The 19,217-nt window shown below is 70.4% G+C and carries 18 protein-coding genes and 2 tRNA genes; 17 read left to right on the plus strand and 3 right to left on the minus strand.

The window, feature by feature from the left end:
• Nucleotides 1-22 precede the first annotated feature (22 nt).
• The 7 genes from ACZ5SK_RS36105 to ACZ5SK_RS36135 all read left to right on the plus strand — a co-directional run bounded on the left by ACZ5SK_RS36105 (nt 23) and on the right by ACZ5SK_RS36135 (nt 8,995).
• Nucleotides 23-2,116, plus strand: coding sequence for a hypothetical protein (locus ACZ5SK_RS36105; protein WP_468577016.1), 2,094 nt, complete (start codon nt 23-25; stop codon nt 2,114-2,116).
• Between the two features lie 186 nt (nt 2,117-2,302).
• Nucleotides 2,303-3,532: a glycosyltransferase family 2 protein gene (locus tag ACZ5SK_RS36110; protein ID WP_361706599.1), complete on the plus strand. Its 1,230-nt coding sequence runs from the start codon at nt 2,303-2,305 to the stop codon at nt 3,530-3,532.
• A gap of 300 nt (nt 3,533-3,832) precedes the next feature.
• Entirely contained in the window at nt 3,833-4,939 is a 1,107-nt protein-coding gene (proB, locus tag ACZ5SK_RS36115) for a glutamate 5-kinase (protein ID WP_334581349.1), read from the plus strand.
• 224 nt (nt 4,940-5,163) lie between these two features.
• A complete protein-coding gene (locus ACZ5SK_RS36120) occupies nt 5,164-5,679 on the plus strand; it encodes a hypothetical protein (protein WP_468415844.1) in 516 nt (171 codons plus the stop codon).
• Nucleotides 5,680-5,845: 166 nt separating this feature from the next.
• Complete coding sequence (locus tag ACZ5SK_RS36125) at nt 5,846-7,132, plus strand: glutamate-5-semialdehyde dehydrogenase (protein WP_319672220.1); 1,287 nt, start codon at nt 5,846-5,848, stop codon at nt 7,130-7,132.
• 102 nt (nt 7,133-7,234) lie between these two features.
• On the plus strand, nt 7,235-7,801 hold the full coding sequence (locus tag ACZ5SK_RS36130; RefSeq protein WP_334579907.1) for an SCO2584 family spore wall biosynthesis protein: 567 nt from the start codon (nt 7,235-7,237) through the stop codon (nt 7,799-7,801).
• Between the two features lie 123 nt (nt 7,802-7,924).
• Complete coding sequence (locus tag ACZ5SK_RS36135) at nt 7,925-8,995, plus strand: SCO2583 family membrane protein (RefSeq protein ID WP_457494354.1); 1,071 nt, start codon at nt 7,925-7,927, stop codon at nt 8,993-8,995.
• A 74-nt stretch (nt 8,996-9,069) separates the two neighbouring features.
• Here ACZ5SK_RS36135 and ACZ5SK_RS36140 read toward each other — a convergent pair whose 3' ends face one another.
• Entirely contained in the window at nt 9,070-10,194 is a 1,125-nt protein-coding gene (locus ACZ5SK_RS36140; RefSeq protein WP_319337277.1) for a M48 family metallopeptidase, read from the minus strand.
• A gap of 137 nt (nt 10,195-10,331) precedes the next feature.
• On the opposite strand from ACZ5SK_RS36140, the gene ACZ5SK_RS36145 reads away from it, so the two are divergent.
• From ACZ5SK_RS36145 to ACZ5SK_RS36190, 10 genes are all read left to right on the plus strand, one after another.
• Nucleotides 10,332-10,493, plus strand: coding sequence for a hypothetical protein (locus tag ACZ5SK_RS36145; protein ID WP_230195748.1), 162 nt, complete (start codon nt 10,332-10,334; stop codon nt 10,491-10,493).
• Nucleotides 10,494-10,602: 109 nt separating this feature from the next.
• Nucleotides 10,603-10,767, plus strand: coding sequence for a hypothetical protein (locus ACZ5SK_RS36150; protein ID WP_334579910.1), 165 nt, complete (start codon nt 10,603-10,605; stop codon nt 10,765-10,767).
• Between the two features lie 97 nt (nt 10,768-10,864).
• Nucleotides 10,865-11,491, plus strand: a complete 627-nt coding sequence (nadD, locus tag ACZ5SK_RS36155; protein WP_334579911.1) for a nicotinate-nucleotide adenylyltransferase — start codon at nt 10,865-10,867, stop codon at nt 11,489-11,491.
• 16 nt (nt 11,492-11,507) lie between these two features.
• Nucleotides 11,508-13,328 (plus strand): LCP family protein, encoded by a 1,821-nt coding sequence (locus ACZ5SK_RS36160; RefSeq protein WP_468577020.1) that lies wholly within the window; start codon nt 11,508-11,510, stop codon nt 13,326-13,328.
• 78 nt (nt 13,329-13,406) lie between these two features.
• Nucleotides 13,407-13,853 (plus strand): ribosome silencing factor, encoded by a 447-nt coding sequence (gene rsfS, locus ACZ5SK_RS36165; protein WP_319336687.1) that lies wholly within the window; start codon nt 13,407-13,409, stop codon nt 13,851-13,853.
• A complete protein-coding gene (locus tag ACZ5SK_RS36170; RefSeq protein WP_334579913.1) occupies nt 13,850-14,521 on the plus strand; it encodes a histidine phosphatase family protein in 672 nt (223 codons plus the stop codon). The genes rsfS and ACZ5SK_RS36170 overlap by 4 nt, the downstream gene beginning before the upstream one ends.
• Before the next feature lie 93 nt (nt 14,522-14,614).
• Nucleotides 14,615-14,687 (plus strand) — tRNA-Ala (locus ACZ5SK_RS36175).
• Nucleotides 14,688-15,235: 548 nt separating this feature from the next.
• Nucleotides 15,236-15,409, plus strand: a complete 174-nt coding sequence (locus tag ACZ5SK_RS36180) for a hypothetical protein (RefSeq protein ID WP_107472648.1) — start codon at nt 15,236-15,238, stop codon at nt 15,407-15,409.
• 3 nt (nt 15,410-15,412) lie between these two features.
• Entirely contained in the window at nt 15,413-15,646 is a 234-nt protein-coding gene (locus ACZ5SK_RS36185; protein WP_003976229.1) for a hypothetical protein, read from the plus strand.
• Nucleotides 15,647-15,794: 148 nt separating this feature from the next.
• Nucleotides 15,795-15,867 (plus strand) — tRNA-Ala (locus ACZ5SK_RS36190).
• 128 nt (nt 15,868-15,995) lie between these two features.
• On the opposite strand, the gene ACZ5SK_RS36195 is transcribed toward ACZ5SK_RS36190, so the two are convergent.
• Together ACZ5SK_RS36195 and ACZ5SK_RS36200 are read right to left on the minus strand one after the other, a co-directional pair.
• Nucleotides 15,996-17,606 carry an NADH-quinone oxidoreductase subunit NuoF family protein gene (locus ACZ5SK_RS36195; RefSeq protein WP_079662328.1) on the minus strand — a complete coding sequence of 537 codons (1,611 nt, stop codon included), beginning with the start codon at nt 17,604-17,606 and terminating at the stop codon, nt 15,996-15,998.
• Complete coding sequence (locus ACZ5SK_RS36200) at nt 17,603-18,913, minus strand: ferric reductase-like transmembrane domain-containing protein (protein ID WP_334579914.1); 1,311 nt, start codon at nt 18,911-18,913, stop codon at nt 17,603-17,605. The genes ACZ5SK_RS36195 and ACZ5SK_RS36200 overlap by 4 nt, the downstream gene beginning before the upstream one ends.
• Between the last annotated feature and the right edge of the window lie 304 nt (nt 18,914-19,217).

Raw genomic sequence — 19,217 nt, forward strand, 5'->3', positions numbered from 1 at the left:
CCCTCCCAGAGCAGGTTTCTCCGTGATATCCACCGCTATTCGCGTAGCCCGGGTGGGCTCCGCGGCCGAACTGGCCGCGGCGGTCCTCATGATGCTGGGCTACCCCGGCCTCATGGCGGCCGCGCTCGTCCCGAGCGCCCCTGCCTTCGCCGCCGCGGCCGCCGTGACGTACCTGGCGGACCTCTACCTTCACCGCAAGGGCAGTCGCCTCATCGGCCTGCTGTCCAAGGTGCGGGCCGGTCTGTCCACCCGGTTCCTGGTCCGCGAGCTGCTGCTGATCCTGCTGCTGGCGAGACTGGACCTCTCCCAGGAGCCGGTCTTCTACGCGGCGATCGCGTGCTTCACGGTGTTCTTCGGTCTCCAGGCCCCGCAGGGCGCGCTGGTCACCCTGATCGGTAAGCGCCGTCAGATGCCGGTCGCGACCAGGAACGTCGACATGGCCTCCCGGCTGCGCATACCGGACGCCCCGCCGCGTCTCCTGCTGCGCCGCGCCACCGTGAAGATGCTCCACCTCGACCTCGCGGCCGTCGTGGGCCTGCTCGTCTGCGCGCTCACCGACTCGGTGCGCCCGGGCTACGTCGGCATCGCCGTCACGCTCGGTCTGGGCGCGCTGTACGTCCTCGCCCTGGTGCCGCACCTGCGCGGGCGACGGCTCCCGCCGAGGGCCCCCAAGGTCCTGGCCGCGGTCAGCGCCTGGCTGCGCGAGTACCGCCCGGAGACGGTGCTGTACTTCTCCGGCTCCGACGACTCCGCCTACCAGGTCAACATGTGGCTGGAGACCATGGAGCAGATGGAGGCCCGGCCGCTGATCCTCCTGCGGGAGCGCACCATCCTGGAGAAGATGGCGCCCACCTCCGTGCCGGTCATCTGCGTGCCCGGCGGGATCCATCTGATGAACCTCGACCTGTCCATGGTGCGGGTCGCGCTGTACTGCGCGAACGTCGGCAAGAACATCCACCTGCTGCGCGTGCCGACCATGAAGCACGTGTTCATCGGCCACGGCGACAGCGACAAGGCCGCCAGCGTCAACCCGTTCACCAAGGCCTACGACGAGGTGTGGGTCGCCGGCCGCGCCGGCCGCGACCGGTACGCCATCGCCGACGTCGGCATCCGCGACGAGGACGTCGTCGAGGTCGGCCGCCCGCAGCTCGCGCCGATCGCGGCCGGGCACGACGCTCCCCCGCGGGACCGGATCCCCACGGTTCTCTACGCGCCCACCTGGGAGGGCTGGGACGACAACCCGGGCAACACCTCGCTCATCCTGGCCGGCGAGAACATCGTCAAGAAGCTGATCGCGGCCGAGCCCCCGGTCCGCGTCCTGTACAAGCCGCACCCGTTCACGGGCAACCGCAGCGCCAAGGCGGCCGCCGCGCACCGGCGGATCACCGCCCTGATCAAGAAGGCGGCCGCCGAGCGCGCGGCCGACTCCCGCTTCACCGCGGACCCGGCCTCACAGGCGAAGGCCAAGGCCGAGCTGACCCGCCTCAAGGCCCGCCTGGACGGCCTCTCGCTGGCCTTCGACGAGCGCGCCGACGAGGCCGTGACCAGCCGTGACGGCATCGTCGACGTCCGCAAGCACGAGGAGGCCGCCCGGCTGCGCGCCGAGTGGAACGAGACCTACTGGCGCTCCTTCCCCTCCTTCGAGCACCGGGTGATCACCGGCGCGGGACCCCGGCTGTACGACTGTTTCAACGCCTCCGAGGCGATGGTCTCCGACATCTCCAGCGTGGTCTCCGACTTCATCGCGAGCGGTAAGCCGTATGCGGTGACGGACTCCGCGGAGCTGGGCGCGGAGGAGTTCCGGCGCCAGAACACCGCGGTGCGTGCGGCGGTGCTCCTCAGCAACAGCGCCGCCGAGCTGGACCAGCTGCTGGACGCGGTGCGCGACCCGGGGGCCGATCCGCTGGCCAAGGACCGCAAGGAACTCAAGGAGTACCTGCTCGGCACCGACGAGCCCACGTCCCTCGAACGGTTCGACACCGCGCTCACCGACCTGGCGCTGAAGGCCGAGGCACGCAACGTCGGCCAGGAGTCCCACGGCGCGGTGCTGATGGATCCGCTGGACGGCCCGCCGGACGACGAGGCGGAACTGTCCAAGGGTGTGACGGCCGTCTGACGCCCGCCTGACGGACGTGTGCTGAGGCCGGGCCCCTCGGAGGGATAATCTCCGGAGGGCCCGGCCTTTCGCGCATCCTGTGAAATGGAACACGTGAGGAAACCGAGGCAACCCTCTGCGTTCATCCGTCGTCTACCGGATGTCCAGAGGTTCATTGGGGGGACAGTTGCGTGGTGAGAGGGAACAGTGACCGTTGCGCAGCCTGACGTCACCGTGGTCATCGGGGCGTACGAAGCGATGCCGTACCTGGTCGAATGCCTGGCATCGGTCGAGGCACAGACGCTGGACCCGGCCCGCATCGAGGTCATAGCCGTGGACGACGGCTCCCGGGACGGCACCGGGGAGTACCTGGAGGAGTTCGCCGCCCGCGCCCCCATGGCCGTCACGGTGATCCGGCAGGAGAACTCCGGCGGCCCCAGCGGCCCGCGCAACGTCGGCCTCGACAAGGCCACCGGTCGCTATGTGTTCTTCCTCGACGCCGACGACAGGCTCGGCGCCGAGGCCCTGGAGCGCATGGTCGCCATGGCCGACGCCAACGCCACGGACGTCGTCCTCGGCAAGATCCAAGGCGTCAACCGCAACGCGGCCAAGTCGATGTTCGGCAAGAACGTCGGGCGTACGGACGTGTTCTCCTCCAACATCAAGTTCACGCTGAGCGCGCAGAAGCTGTTCCGCCGCGAGCTGCTGACCCGGCACGACATGCGCTTCGACGAGTCCCTGTGGACGGGCGAGGACGCCCTGTTCACCATGGAGGCCTATCTGCGGGCCGACGGCATCTCCGTGGTCGCCGACTACACCTGCTACTACCTGGTGGGCCGCACCGACGGCAAGCAGGTGACGAAGACCGGGAGCTACACGCTGCGCTTCGACTCCGCGCGCGCCCTGATGGGCCTGCTGGAGCGCCTGGTTCCGCCCGGCGCCAAGCGTGATGTGCTCATGGTCCGTCCGTTCCTGGTCACCGTGCTGCCGCAGTTCGGGCCCATCTTCCTCAAGAACGACGAGGAGATCCGGCGCACCAAGCTGGAGCTGGCCAAGCCGCTGATGGACGCCTACTGGAACGAGGGCGTGGCCCAACGCCTCAACGTCCATGAGCGGCTGCGCCTGGAGCTGGTCGCCCGGCAGCGCGCCGACCTCCTCGTGGACGTCCTCGAGTTCATCCAGGCCAAGACCGAGCCGACGCCCGTGCTGAAGAAGCGCAACACCCAGCTCTATCTGGCCTACCCGCACTACGGCTCCGCCGAGGCCGGCATCCCCGACCGCGTCTACCTCGCCGAACCCCGCGAGGCCAAGGCGTACCCCGGCTGGCGCAAGGACCCCACCGAAGCCTTCCTGCGAGGCTTCACCCGCAAGGTCCGCCGAAGGCTCAGCAGACTCCGCCGACGCACGGTCAGACCGGGGGGACCCGCGGCGGTGTGAGCGAGGCCCACCGGGTCGAGGTCCGCGGGCGTGCCCGCCAGGAGCGCCGCGATGTTGCCGTGCCGTGGATGCGCGAGTCGAACGAGTAGTCGAACTAGCGCAAAGATCAGGTTGCCGCCGTTGGCGGCCATCACATCGCGGTGGAGGGCTTCCCCGACGGGGACGACGTCCAAGGGTCCGCCGCTGTCCGCGAAGTGAAACCCGCGCGCGGCCTGCGCCCCTGTTCGCGTAGATTGCCTGGCGGGCAGCCGTGGACCTACGCGAGGGGCGAAGAACAAGGTGGCAGGGGCAAGGCAGGCCGTGGGCGAGGCCCGCAGGATCGTCGTCAAGGTCGGCTCCTCGTCGCTGACCACCGCCTCCGGCGGCCTCGACGCCGACCGGGTCGACGCGCTCGTCGACGTCCTCGCCAAGAGCCGCAGCGGGGGAGAGAAGGAGATCGTCCTCGTCTCCTCCGGCGCCATCGCCGCAGGCCTCGCCCCGCTGGGCCTGCGCCGCCGCCCCAAGGACCTCGCACGCCAGCAGGCCGCCGCGAGCGTCGGCCAGGGCCTGCTCGTGGGCCGCTACAACGCCTCCTTCGCCCGCTACGGCGTCCGCGTCGGCCAGGTGCTGCTGACCAGCGACGACATGAGCCGGCGCGCCCACCATCGCAACGCCTCCCGCACCCTGGACAAGCTGCTCGCGATGGGTGCGTTCCCGATCGTGAACGAGAACGACACCGTCGCCACCGACGAGATCCGCTTCGGGGACAACGACCGGCTCGCCGCCCTCGTCGCCCACCTCGTCCACGCCGACCTGCTCGTCCTGCTCTCCGATGTCGACGGCGTCTACGACGGCGACCCCAGCAAGCCCGGCACCTCGCGGATCGCCGAGGTGCGCGGCCCCGCGGATCTCGCGCACGTCGAGATCGGCAGCGCCGGCAAGGCGGGCGTCGGCACCGGCGGCATGGTGACCAAGGTCGAGGCCGCCCGGATCGCGGCCGCCGCCGGCATCCCCGTGGTCCTCACCAGCGCCGTCCACGCGGCCGACGCCTTCACCGGCGGCGACACCGGCACCTACTTCCACCCCACCGGCAAACGCTCGGCGGACCGGCTGCTGTGGCTTCAGCACGCGTCGACCCCGCAGGGGTCGCTGACCCTGGACGACGGGGCCGTGCGGGCGGTCGTCGAGCGGCGCACCTCGCTGCTGCCGGCCGGGATCGCGGCCGTCGAGGGCGAGTTCAGCGCCGGCGACCCCGTCGAACTGCGCGACACCGCCGGGCGCGCGGTGGCCCGCGGCCTCGTCAACTTCGACGCCAAGGAGATCCCCCAGCTGATCGGCCGGTCGACCCGGGACCTGGCGCGGGAGCTCGGCGCGGAGTACGAACGCGAGGTCGTCCACCGGGACGACCTGGTGATCCTTCACCCGTAAACCGCTCGAACGGTCCGTACCGGTGGGGGACGTTCCGTGAAACCGCCCCACGGAGGCGTGCGGCCTGCTCAACTTTGTCTCAGGGACAGGCTGCGGGAGTCCGGCGGGCGACCGCGGCACACATTCCGCACGAGCGCTGCGTAAAGGAGGCCGTCGTGAGACGAGTGCGCCCTGGGGTGGCAGCGACCCGTGGGAGTACCGGCGAAACCGGATCGACGTCGTCCGTGTCGTCGGCGTCCTCGGCGTCGTCCTCGCGTACGGCCGGGCCGGCGTCGTCACGCGCGGCGGGTTCGTCGTCGCGGGCGCCCGGCGAGGAGCGCGCCCTGACCAGTGTGGCGGCCGGTGAGCGGTACCGGGCCCAGGAGGCCGCCGAGGCGAAGGGCGAGCAGCCCATGGACGTCGCCCGGCTGTGGCACGTCACCCTCAGCGTGTCCGGCGAGGAAGCCCCGGTGAAGGAGGTCCGGCGCGCCCTCGAACAGCTCGCCCACGACCACCCCTTCCTCCTGACCAGCAGATATGCGGGCGATCACGCCGAGATCCGGTACTGGGAGGAGGCCCGCGACCTGCATGACGCGGCCGCCGTCGCCCTGCGCCTGTGGGGGGAGCACCGCCAGACGGCGGGGCTGCCGCCCTGGGAGATCGTCGGCCTGGAGGTCATCGACCGCCAGACCTACCACCAGCGCATCGCGGAAGGCTACGGCCCGGCGCCGGCGACCCCTGTCGGGGTTCACCCCTATTGACACCGTTTATTGACACCGTTCGCGAGTGTGTCGCGGCGCGGCGCGCTCGGGGGACGCCTCAGGGTGGCCAGGCCCGCCTCGGGGGTGCCCCAAAGTTCGCCTCAGGGATGTCTCGCGGGGTGGAACGAAGGGTGGACGGGTCCGCGTGGCGCACTACCCTTCCCGTATGACCACGCTTTCGCCGTACGACTCCATGTCCCCGGTCACCCGCGCCGCCTACCGCGCCAAGGCGGCCGCCGCCGACCTCGCGCCGCTGCCCCGGGCCGCCAAGGACGACGCGCTGCTCGCCATCGCGGACGCGCTGGAGGTCCGCACGAGCGAGATCGTCGAGGCCAACGCCGAGGACATCGCCAAGGCCCGCGAGGCCGGGACCAGCGAGTCGATCATCGACCGGCTGACCCTCACCCCGGAGCGGGTGCGGGCCATCGCCTCCGACGTGCGGGACGTCGTGGCGCTGCCCGACCCCGTCGGTGAGGTCGTCCGCGGCTCCACCCTCCCCAACGGCATCGACCTGCGCCAGGTCCGGGTCCCGCTCGGCGTCGTCGGCATCATCTACGAGGCCCGCCCGAACGTCACCGTGGACGCCGCCGCCCTCTGCCTGAAGTCCGGCAACGCCGTCCTGCTGCGCGGCTCGTCCTCCGCCTTCGAATCGAACACCGCTCTCGTCCGGGTGATCCGTGACGCCGTCGGCGGCGCCGGGCTGCCCGCCGACGCCGTCCAGCTGGTGCCCGGCGAGGGCCGCGACAGCGTGCGCGAGCTGATGCGCTCCCGCGGTCTGGTCGACGTCCTCATCCCGCGCGGCGGCGCCTCGCTCATCCAGACCGTCGTCACGGAGTCCACCGTCCCGGTCATCGAGACCGGCACCGGCAACTGCCACGTCTACGTCGACGCCCACGCCGACCTCGACATGGCGATCGACATCCTGATCAACTCCAAGGCGCAGCGGCCGAGTGTGTGCAACGCCGCCGAGACCCTCTTGGTCCACCAGGACATCGCCCCCGTCTTCCTGCCCCGCGCCCTCGACGCCCTCGCGGAGGCGGGTGTGACCGTGCACGCCGACGAGCGCGTGCTGGCCTACGCCAAGGACTCCAAGGCGACCGTGGTCGAGGCCACGCCCGAGGACTGGGAGACCGAGTACCTCTCCTACGACATCGCCGCCGCCGTCGTCGACTCCCTCGACCGGGCCGTCGAGCACATCCGGCTGTGGACCTCCGGTCACACCGAGGCCATCGTCACCACGTCGCAGCAGGCGGCCCGCCGGTTCACCCAGCTGGTCGACTCCACCACGGTCGCCGTGAACGCCTCGACCCGCTTCACCGACGGCGGCCAGTTCGGCTTCGGCGCGGAGATCGGCATCTCCACCCAGAAACTGCACGCCCGCGGCCCGATGGGCCTGCCGGAGCTGACCAGCACCAAGTACATCGTCACGGGCGACGGGCACGTACGGCGCTGACGCGTTCGCCGGGCCGGACGGGCGCCGTGACAGGCGTCTCATCCGGCGGATGAATTTCCATACCGTCTGCCCAAATTGACCCCCCAGGTCTACTCTGGATCCGTGCCGGAGGACGTGGGGGGCATGCCGTTCCCTGACGGCTGGGAGCCCGACGACGACCACGACCGCGGAGCGTCGGACGAAGAGTTCGCCTCCGTGGTCTTCGACGAGGCCTTCGTACAGGCGGCCGTGGTGCACGAGCCGACCGCCGTCGAACGCCTCCTGGCCGCCGCGCAGGCGAGAGCCGAGGCCTCCGAGGCCGAGGCCCGCAGAGCCCGCGCCCGAGGCGACCGCTACGACGACGCCTACGGACCCGGCGTTTTCGGCCATGATCCGGATCTCGACGACCTGGACGACGCCGACCTCCTCGAAGGCCGCTACGGCGCTCCCGGGACCTACGGCAGGCAGGTCCGCTGGCACCGCCCCGTGGCCTGGATGCTGGCCGTTGTCATGGGCGTCGGCATGGTCGCGCTGGCCTTCGCCGCGGTCTACCGGGGCGCGTCCTCGGGCAACCGCGACCCGGTGCCGCCGCCCGCCACGACCGGTCTCGAACAGGGCAGCGTGCCTCCACCGTCGGCCTCCGCCAGCTACTCTCAGCCACCCGTCTCGGCGGTCCCGCGCACGCCCTGAACACATGTGCGACGCAGGGGCGTGCGAGGGCGGTGGGTGCGGGGCCGAAGCTGGTGAGAACCTGTCAGAAGTTGTCGTACAGCAGGGCGTTTACCTGGGGTCCGCGCGACCTACTCTGAAAGTATGGCCGGGCTTGGAGACCCACCGGAGGGGACACCCGAGGGCACTCCGGGAGGTGGCGAGGACGAGTACCGATCCGTCGTCTTCGACGAATCGTTCGTCCGTGCTGCCCGCCTTCAGGAATACTCCGCCCAGGAGCGCATAGCAGACCACGCGCCCGCCGTCCGCCGCCGCCCGCCCCTGCGGCGCGGGCTGTCCCGGCAGGCGCTGATGCTCGTCCTGCTGATCGCCGTGGCCTTCGGTACCGCCGTCTACATGGGCGTACGCAGCCCCTACCAGAGTGCGATGGCGCGCGGGCCGGTCGAGCCCCTGCGGATGACCGTCATCCCGCTCTCCCCGCAGGGCGTCGTGCCCGGGGCGGCCGACCCCGAGTCCCTGTTCGCGCGTAGCCCCGCCGCGCAGTTCCGCATCGGCGCCGAGGGCATTTCGCTGCCCCCGTCGCGGAGCACCGCGCACTTCTCCGACAGCCAGGTCGTCACCGCGCTGTTCACGGCCAAGGACTACATCGTGCACTCCTCGCTCTTCCCGGAGGTGCTCACCGGGCAGCAGGTGCGGCCCGTGCGCGCCCTGATCGACGCCGACCAGCTCGACCAGTTCGACGAGAGCTTCAGCCACCCGGCCGCCGACGGCAGGCACGCGCCGACCGGCTGGCTGGTCCGCTTCGACCCCGCGCAGGCCCAGCTGGCCGACAGCAACATCCGAGTCCAGGGCACACTGCAGGCCGCCGAGACCGACTCCGCGACCCTCGAGGTCACCGCCGACCACACCTTCGTATACGCGCTACGGCCCACCGGCGCCGCCGCCACGGCCCCGGCCTCCCTGTTCACCGTCCGCCGCGAGCTGCACTTCCGCTTCGACCGCGAGGACCTGCGCACCCACCAGGTCCAGCTGATCGTGTCCTACGTCCAGGCCGGCCCCCTGTCCTGCGCCGAGGACTCCACCAACCACCTGCGCCCCCTGCTGGCCGGCCAGACCGCGAAGGCGGGCGGACCGGCCGGCACGGACCCCTACGCAACCGGTGGCGCGACGCCCCTGTGCGGCGCCCTGGCGCCGAGCGCCCAGCCGAGGACGTGAAGCGCGGGTTCCCGTCGCCCGAGCCGCCGGTTCCCGTCAGTCACGAGGGCCGACGGTTCTCGTCGTGAGGGCGGTCACTCCCCGTCACGAGGAGGGGTGTCCGTCGGGCCGTCCGAGCCGTTGCGCGGCGGCTGGTCGTCCGACGGGGTGGGGCCCGTGAAGCCGCCGAAGCCGCGCCGCACCCGGCCGCCGAGGTCGCCCGCCCCGCCCGCGATGTCGCTGACCAGCTTCATCAGCGGGTCCTTGGAGCTCTTGACGCTGGTCGCGTAGTGGGAGGCTGACTCGCGGAAGGAGTCCGTGACCGAGGTGTCCTTGTCCTCGCTGCGCCGCGTGTAGTGGCCGTCCATGATCCGCTGGTGGTCGCGGGACTCGGCCCACTTCTTCAGCTCGGCCGCACGCACGGTGGTGAAGGGGTGGGTGCGGGGAAGCACGTTGAGGATCTTCAGCACGGAGTCGCGCAGGTCGCCGCCCGCCTCGTACTCCTCGGCCTGCTGCAGGAACGCGTCCACGTTCATCTCGTGCAGGTGGTTGCCGCCGGCGATCTTCATCAGGCCGCGCATCGACGCCTTCAGATCCTGGCCGACGAGGAGACCAGCGCGGTCCGCGGACAGCTCCGACTTGCGGAACCACTCGCGCAGCGCCGTCACGATCGCCATGATCGCGAGGTTGCCCAGCGGGATCCAGGCGACCCGGATCGCCAGGTTCGTCAGGAACAGCAGGATCGTCCGGTACACGGCGTGACCCGACAGGGCGTGGCCCACCTCGTGGCCGATGACCGCCCGCATCTCCTCCTCGTCGAGCAGTTCGACGAGCCCGGTGGTGACCACGATGATCGGCTCGTCCAGACCGATGCACATCGCGTTGGGCTGCGGGTCCTGGTTGACGTACATCGGCGGGACCTTCTCCAGGTCCAGGATGTAACAGGCGTCCCGCAGCATGTCGTTGAGGTGCGTGAACTGCTGGTCGGAGACCCGCACGGAGTCGGACAGGAACAGCAGCCTGAGGCTTCGCTCGGGCAGCAGTCCGCTGAGCGCCTTGAACACCGTGTCGAAGCCGCTCAGCTTGCGCAGCGCCACCAGCGCGGAGCGGTCGGCGGGGTGCTCGTACGCACGCGAGGAGATTCCGGGGAAGCGCCTGCGCTGCCTGCTCGGCACGTTCTCGTGGCCCGTGCCGTCGTTGTCGTGGCCGTCGTCGGACATGTCTTCCCCCATGTGCGTCTGTGTGGCCTTTACCTGACCCTTTACGGACCCTTGTGCGGTCCTTTGCGCCCCCGAAGCTGGGCCCAGCCTAGGCGGAGTTACCTTGGACGGGCACTACACCGAAGGAGTCCCACGCCATGGAGCACCGACCCGCAGCCGCCTGGCTCACCGAAGCCGCCGGCGCCGCCCAGCAGCAGGGGGCGGGGAATCTGCTCCGCGTCGTACTGGTCGTGATGATCCTGGGCTGTGTGCTCACCGCGTGGTTCCTGCTGCGGGGATACAAGCGGAAGGACGACTGAGCCGTCGGGAAGGTTCCCAAAGGCGGAGTCGGCGTGATCGCCGCCGAGCCGCCCGCTTACGATGGGCCGACATCTTTATCCCACCCTCACCGGATAGGTCCTGCCGAAGATGAGCCTTCACAGCGCCGCTGCCCAGTTGGTCACCCTCGCCGCCGAGGGCGAGGAGCACGGCGGCAACCACGAGAGCCTCAGCCCGTACATCACCGGCGGCAGCGCTTTCGTCATCCTGCTGCTCCTGCTGTGGATCACGACCCGCTTCAACCGCGACCGCTGAGACGCCACATGTTCACCGACGGGCAGTCCGGCATAGCGGGGCGCTCCGGGCATCCGCCGGCCGGGGCGCCGGGACCGGGCCGGTAGGGTCTGCACGCATGGGAGAGCAGGACATGCCTACCGGCCCGTCGAACCCGGGCAAGCGCCGCCTCGGCGTCATGGGCGGGACGTTCGATCCGATTCACCACGGACACCTCGTGGCGGCCAGTGAGGTCGCCGCGCAGTTCCACCTGGACGAGGTCGTGTTCGTCCCGACCGGCCAGCCATGGCAGAAGACCCACCGCAGTGTCTCCCCGGCCGAGGACCGCTACCTGATGACGGTCATCGCGACCGCCGAGAACCCGCAGTTCTCGGTCAGCCGCATCGACATCGACCGCGGCGGCCCCACCTACACCGTGGACACCCTGCGCGACCTGCGGGCCCTCAACCCCGACACCGACCTCTTCTTCATCACCGGTGCGGACGCCCTCGGTCAGATCCTGACCTGGCGGGACAGCGAGGAGCTGTTCTCCCTCGCGCACTTCGTCGGGGTCACCCGGCCGGGACATGTCCTGTCCGACCCCGGCCTCCCGGAGGGGGGCGTCTCGCTCGTCGAGGTGCCCGCGCTCGCCATCTCCTCCACAGACTGCCGTGCGAGAGTCGCCAAGGGCGACCCCGTCTGGTACCTGGTGCCGGACGGTGTTGTGCGCTACATCGACAAGCGCGAGCTGTACCGCGGCGAGTGAGCCGAGAGGGGTGCCGGTGAACGACCGATACGACGCGGGGTACGGCGGCGACCCCTACGAACTCGTCGGCTACGACGAGTACGGGCAGCCCGTCTACCGACAGGTCCCGCCCCAGCAGGCGCCTCAGCAGGCCTACGACCCGTACGGGCAGCAGGGCCAGCCCCAGGGCCAGCCCCAGGGCCAGGGCCAGGGTCAGGGCCGGCAGGGGTACGGCTACGACCCGTACGCCACGGGCGGGCAGCAGACGCCCGTCTACGACCCGTACGACACCGGTCAGCAGCCACCCACCCCCGCGTACGACACCGGTCGCCAGGCACCCGTCGGTTACGACCCCTACGGCACCGCGACCCAGACCCCGTACGACCCCTACGGGCAGACCGCCACCAGCGGTCAGCAGCCACGGGTCGAACAGCCCCGCGTCGCCGAGCAGACCGCCTACATCCCGCAGCAGGCCGGTCCGGTCGAGAACGAGACCAGGACCGGGAACGGCAACGGCACCGGGAACGGCAACGGCACCGGGAACGAAGCCGGGTCCGACGACGCGGCGGCCCAACGGGACTACCACACCGAGCAGTTCGCCTTCGTGGAGGAACCTGACGGTGACTCCGAGGACGTCATCGACTGGCTGAACTTCACCGAGAACCGCACCGAGCGCCGCGAGGAGGCCAAACGCCGCGCCCGCGGCCGTCTGGTCGCCCTCGTCGTGGTCCTGGCGGTGTTCGCGGCCGGCGGGGTGGGCTACCTCTGGTACGCCGGAAAGCTGCCCGGTCTGTCGTCGTCCGCGGACTCCGGCACCGGCACCACGACCGCCACCGCCGCCCAGAAACGCGACGTGATCGTGGTCCACCTGCACAACACCGCCGGGGGCGGCACCGCCACGGCGCTGCTCGTCGACAACACCACCACCAAGCAGGCCACCACGGTCCTGCTGCCCAACTCCCTCGTCCTCACGGACGAGGACGGCAGCACCACGACCCTCGCCAAGTCCGTCGACGGCGACGGCTCGGCCGGCACACGCGACGCCCTGGACACCGTCCTCGGCACCCAGATCCAGGGCACCTGGCGCCTGGACACCCCCTACCTGCAGAACCTCGTCGACCTCGTCGGCAACATCGAGGTCGACACCGACACGGCCGTGCCCGCCCCCGGCGCCAAGAAGGGCGAGGCCCCGCTCGTCACCAAGGGGGAGGACCAGACCCTCAGCGGCAAGATGGCCGTCGCCTACGCCACCTACCGCGCCACCGGCGAGGCCCAGAACGCCCAGCTGGAGCGGTTCGGCCAGGTCATGCAGGGCGTGCTGCGCAAGATGTCCTCCGACGCGCAGGGCGCCACCGTCACCGTCCAGACCCTGGCGCAGATCCTCGACCCCTCGCTGACCGACAAGGATCTCGGCGCCTTCCTCGCCAAACTCGCCGAGCTCGCCAAGGGCGGCGACTACAAGACCACCCTGCTGCCCGTCCGGACCGACGGCACACTCAGCGCCGACGCGAGCGCGAGCGTCGTCAAGAACGTCCTCGGCGGCACCGCGAAGAGCCCCGACAAGGACGCGGCCGTCAGCGTCTCCGTCCAGAACGCCAGCGGCGCCAAGGCCAACACCGAGAACGCGCGCGTGGTGCTCCTCAACGGCGGCTTCACCTTCCTGGAGGCCGGCACCTCGTCGAACACGAAGGCCACCTCCCAGGTGCTCTACGCGGACGCCGCCGACAAGGAGAACGCCACCGAGGTCGCCAAGACCCTGGGCCTGGACGACGGCGCCGTGAAGAAGGGCACCGTCCCCGGGAACGCGGACGTGGCGGTCGTCCTGGGTGAGGACTACAAGCCCTCGGCGTCCGGGTGATCGCTTAAATCGCGTGGGGTGCCGTCGGCGGTCCGTGAGACCCTTGAGCACAAGTGTCCGCCGACGGAAAGCCACGTAGTGACCGCCACCGACCGCTCCATCGAGCTCATCACCGCCGCCGCACAGGCGGCCGCCGACAAGCTCGCGCACGACATCATCGCCTACGACGTCAGCGACGTGCTGTCGATCACGGACGCCTTCCTGCTGGCCTCCGCTCCCAACGACCGCCAGGTCAAGTCGATCGTCGACGAGATCGAGGAGCGCCTGCAGAAGGAGCTCGGCGCCAAGCCGGTACGCCGTGAGGGCGACCGAGACGCCCGCTGGATCCTCCTCGACTACGTCGACATCGTCGTCCACGTCCAGCACAGCGAGGAGCGTGTCTTCTACGCCCTCGAGCGGCTGTGGAAGGACTGCCCCGAGCTGGAGCTGCCCGCCGACGCCAAGGCGACCCGAGGCAAGGCCCAGGAGCACGCCAAGCTGCAGGCCGAGGAGGACGAGGCCGCCGGATTCGGGGAGCTTCGGTGAGTGGCCCCGCCGGAGCCGCCGACCGGGGGCCGGGTCGTGGCCGCCGCGTCATCCTCTGGCGGCACGGCCAGACCGCCTGGAACGTGGAGCGCCGGTTCCAGGGCACGACGGACGTCGCGCTGACCGAGACCGGCGTCACACAGGCCCGCCGTGCCGCCCGGCTGCTCGCCTCTCTCCAGCCCCACGCCATCGTCGCCTCGGACCTGTCGCGAGCCGCCGACACGGCCGCCGAGCTCGCCGCGCTCACCGGCCTGGAGGTGACCCACGACGAGGCCCTGCGCGAGACGTACGCGGGCGTGTGGCAGGGGCTGACGCACGACGAGATCATCACCCGCCACGGCGCGGAGTACACCGCGTGGAAGCGCGGTGAGGCGGTCCGCCGCGGCGGTGGCGAGCTGGAGACCGAGGTCGCCGACCGCGCCGCCCCCGTCGTGCTGAGGCACGCCGAGAAGCTGCCCGAGGACGGCACACTCGTCGTCGTCAGCCACGGTGGCACCATCCGCACCACCATCGGCCGTCTCCTCGGCCTGGAGGCGCACAGCTGGGAGAGCCTCGGCGGTCTCTCCAACTGCTGTTGGTCCGTCCTCGGCGAGGGCGCCCGCGGCTGGCGTCTGCTCGAGCACAACGCCGGCACCCTGCCCGAGCCGGTGCTCGGCGACGACGACTGACCGCCGCGGGGCGGCCGGGACCCGGATTTCACTTTCCGGCAGGTCGCAGGCTAAAGTTCTTCTTGTTCGCCCCGCGGAGCGGGGAGGACAGAAGGGGCTATAGCTCAGTTGGTAGAGCGCCTGCATGGCATGCAGGAGGTCAGGAGTTCAATTCTCCTTAGCTCCACAGATCGGCTGGTGGATCGAGATCGATTCACGAAGATCCCGTCCCTCAGGGGGCGGGATTTTTTGTTGCCTCCTTCCACAGCAGGGCCGCGCGAGCGGGCCGGCGGGCCTCGTCCTGTCGGCCGTCTGCGGGCGCGTCCTGCCGCGTGGCGGGGGAGCGGAAGGAGAAACGGGGGGCGCAGGGTTGCGAAAAGGGGCGCGCGGCCCGGACCGGCCCGGTCCCGTGCTCCTGGCCTTCTGGCAACGGGCCCTGATCCCGGCGGGGTTCACACTCACGCCGGCGGGCTACTCGCCAGGGTCACCCGGCTCGGGCGGCTGATCGGCGGTGCGGTCTTCGGCACACTGTTCTTCAACCGGCTTGAGTCACTTGGGGCACCGGAGGCGTATACCTCTTCGGAAGCGCTTCTCACATGCATGTTCGCGCTCGCTACGACAGCCGTCCTCGGTGCCGTGTCCGGACTGGTACTGAGGCGTCGCTGACCGTATTGGCCCGGCCGTGGCAGAATCAAACGGCCGGAAGGGGGCGCGGCCCGACGGGAGGGAGTAGCGATGCCTGCGAGCATCTTCGGAGAGGTCGGTCACCTCTCCGAAGCGGTGGTGACACGGGACAAGGCCACCCGGCTCAGCTGCCCCTCCTGCGGTTCCGCCCATGTGGCCCAGGTTCTCGGTGACAACGGCGGGATTTCCTACGTGTGCACGGCCTGCGGCCACAGCTGGAGCTGATCGATGGGTGCACACAGGCGAAAGTGCGACTGGTGCGGGAGCGGCACCCCGATCGTCCGTGACATGGAGCCGGTCAACCCCGACTACCAGTACTGGTGCGAGGAATGCGCGCGGGCGCTGATCATAAAAGGCGACCCGATCGAGACGTACCGAGAGCTGGAGGGCGAGCCGATCTACGGCCGGCTTCTCGAGGAGCACTGCACGCTCAAGCGGTTCTATTCCTTCGTCACCGCTTGACCCCGCACCCCGCTCCACCTCTTATTTCGGGCGAAAGCGGACAGGGCGGAAACGATTTGGTGGTCCGCCCCCGGACCGGTAAAGTTGGCGTCGCCGCCGGGGAAACCGGGCGGCACGGTCAAGATGCGGTTTCACCGCATGACCGCGAGGGGCTATAGCTCAGTTGGTAGAGCGCCTGCATGGCATGCAGGAGGTCAGGAGTTCAATTCTCCTTAGCTCCACAGCAGATCCCGCCGGATCGGATTCGACCCGGCGGGATCTTTTTGCGTTCCGGACATTCCGTCAGAGCCGGCCGGAGGAAGCGCGAGGGGCCGCCTGCATTCAGGCGGCCCCTCGCGTCGTTACGTGCTCAGCGGCCCAGGGCGCGACGGCCGCGGCCCTGGGAGAGGACCGGGAGGTTGCGGGAGGGCGCCTGCGCGCGCGTGTCCTCCTCGATGCGCAGGGCCAGTGCCGGGCAGCGGCGCACCGCGCGTAGAGCCTTGGCTTCGGCGTACTGCGGCACCTTCGCCTGCGCCACCGTCGGGAATCCGTCGGCGCCGAGCTGGAAGACCTCCGGGAGGATGTCGGCGCACAGGCCGTGCCCGCGGCACAGCGTCCAGTCGACGAAGATCTTCTGACGGCTGGAGCCGCTCTCCTCCGGCGCGCTGCCGCTCGTGATGCCCGCCGGGGCCATGCCCGCCTCGAAGAGCGGCAGAACGCCCTCCACGGGCCGTCCGCAGCCATTGCCGAGGACGTGCGCGGCCAGGTCGTCCGTGAACGCCTTGATGGTCGACTCCAGGAACATCGCGGAGCCGTCCGGGTGCGAGCACGCACCGCGCCGCTTGACGTTCTTGGCGACCTGCTTGAGCGCCTCCAGGGCGGCCGGGCCGCCGCCGTTGAGGATGTCCTCCATGCCGCGCGCGGCGGCCGGCAGACCGAGGTAGCAGGGACCGCACTGACCGGCGCTCTCGTCGGCCAGCCACTGCGCCACCCGCAGCGACTCGCCCAGCGGGCAGGTCTCCTGGCTGATCGGCAGGATGGCGCCGGCGCCGAGCGCCCCGCCCACCGCGTCCAGGGAATTGCGGGAGACGATCGCCTCGTTGACCGTCGCCGCGTCGATCCACTTGCCGTGGTAACCGCCGGTCAGCACGCCCTGGGGCACCGGCGGAGCGCCGGCCAGCTGAAGGACGTAACGCAGCGGCACGCCGGTGGGGACCTCGATCACCATCGGGCGGGCGACCGCGCCGGAGACCGTCAGCATGACGGTGCCCGGCTCGTCGTACAGGCCGGTGTTGCCGTAGCGCTCCGGGCCGATGCGGGCGGCGATGGCCAGCTGGGCGAACGTCTCGGCGTTGGACAGCAGGGTGGGTGCGCCGCCGACGCCGTTCTGCGAGGCGCTGACCTTGCGGCCGGGCGGGATCGGCGGGCCGCCGTCGATCGAGCGGATCAGCGACGCGGCGGCGCCGGTGACCATGCGGATCGGGTTGCGCTGGACGAACGCCTTCAGCGCCGATCTACGGCCGTTGCTGAGACCGCGTTCGGCGAGCGCGGCCTCCATGGACCGCTGGGTGGATTCGCGGGTGACCCCCACCACGAGCGTGCGGGCACCCAACGCCTCCGCGACCAGCAGCGCGCCGTCCAGGATGAGGTGCGGGGCACGGTTGATGAGCACCGTGTCCTTGCGGCAGGCCGGTTCGTCCTCACTGCCGTTGACGACGACGACCGGCCGTACGCCGCGCTTGATGGCCGCCTCGGCGACCGAGCGCAGCTTCTTGTGGAAGGGGAAGCCCGCGCCGCCGCGGCCCTTCAGGTTGATGTTCTCGGAGAGCTTCGCGAGCGCCTCTCCGCCCAGGGGTTCGAGCGGCCCGTGCACCTTCAGGTGCATGGGCAGGTCGAGTCTCTCGACAAGGTCGAAGCCCGACGTGAGCTGCGGAAGGCCGACCACGCGGACTTCTGGGACGTCGGGCAGGGCCTCGTTCACCTATAGCCTCCGGAAGGCGTGTTCCAAGGTTCGCCCGAACCCGGTGCGTCGAACGACGCGCCGGGCGATGGTTCATTGGCGGGACCGCTGTTGTACGTGTCGTTCTGGTTGTACGTCCCGTAAGGGGGGTTCGTCTCACTGGTGTCGTACACGTCACGTCCACCGGTGCCCGAATTGTCATAGACCGGGATATTGAATCCGGTGTCCTGGAGCGGGTCGTAGACCGACGGGGGCGCCTCGCCGACCGGTGGCGGGGACGGGATCGGCCAGCTGCCCGAGGTGCTGCCGCCGTTGTCGACGCGCGGGATGGCCTCGGTGGCCTGCACGTCGAACGGCATGTTCATGCGCGCCGTCTGGTCGGCCGGGAAGGGCTGCTGCTGACCGCGCGGAGGCGTGTTGACCGCGCGGTAGGCGGCCGCGAAGCCGTTGGCGGGCTCCGGGGCGGGCGGCGTGCCGTACAGCGGCGACGCCTGCGGGCTCATCCGGGTCGAGCCCGTCGTGTCGGTCAGCGGCGAGCGGCCCGGGCGGCCCGGGCGGCCCTCGTAGCCGGGCAGCGCGGACGACCCGGTCTCCGTCACGCGCGCGCGTGACGCCTCGAGGCCGTCCATGGAGCGCTCCTGGGAGCCCCCCAGCAGTGCGGTGAGCCGGTCGGCGACCTTGCGCTTGAACGGGCGCGGGGCGGCGCGCAGGGCGAGGGCGGCCATGACGCCGGCCAGGCACAGCTCGTACGACACCATGAAGAACGGCTTCGCGGCACGTCCGGCGTACAAGCCGTGGATCAGGGCCGCGCACAGGGCCGGGTAGGCCAGCATGTGCATCGCGCGCCAGCGGGCGGCGACCTCGGCCGGCGCGGCGAACTGGTTGCGCAGCGCGCCGGTGACGCCCACGAAGATCATGAGGAGGGCGGCCAGGGAGCCGAGGCCGATGAGTCCTGCGCTGCCCTTGATGCCGAGGCTGAAGGGGATCAGCGCGGCGATCAGGACGGTGTGCTCCAGTGCCAGCTTGATGGTGATGTGCACCAGCAGGAACGCGATCGAGCCGACGGCGGTCACCCGGTGGATGCCTTGGGCAAGGATCCGCTGACGTGTGTTGAGGATCAACCGGTCCTGGGCGACGAGGCCCCAGATGACCGAACAGGTGAGGCAGACCAGTGACAGGACGCCCGCACCGAAGTTGAGGAATGCCTGCAGCTGGTCGCCGCCGACCAGGACGACCACGGGTATGAGGACCAGGACGACAGCGGTCGCCAACCCATAGGCCGACCGGCCGGCCTTGGGGAGCGAGCTGTTACTAGAACGAGGGTTCATGGGGGCAACTCCGCGCAGTTTCGGGAAAGCGGTCCCGCTGCCGAACTCTAAGTGGCTCCATACCGATGGGTACGAGGTTTGAGTTATTGCGTTGTTATGAAACGACGATGTGGCTGTTGTGATGTCCCTTAGTAGCTGTTACGCGAAGTAACCTTTGACCTTGGTTCAGTCCCGACCCGCCGTTTCCGGTAGCAGCAACGTTGCCGCGACCATGCATACGTAAGCGCGTCGCGGCGTGCTCAAGGCCTGCGGTACCCTAGCGCCATGCGTGCTGTACGCCTTCTGCTTAGCGAGCCGCGCTGAT

It is taken from the genome of Streptomyces sp. NPDC031474, assembly GCF_055581185.1.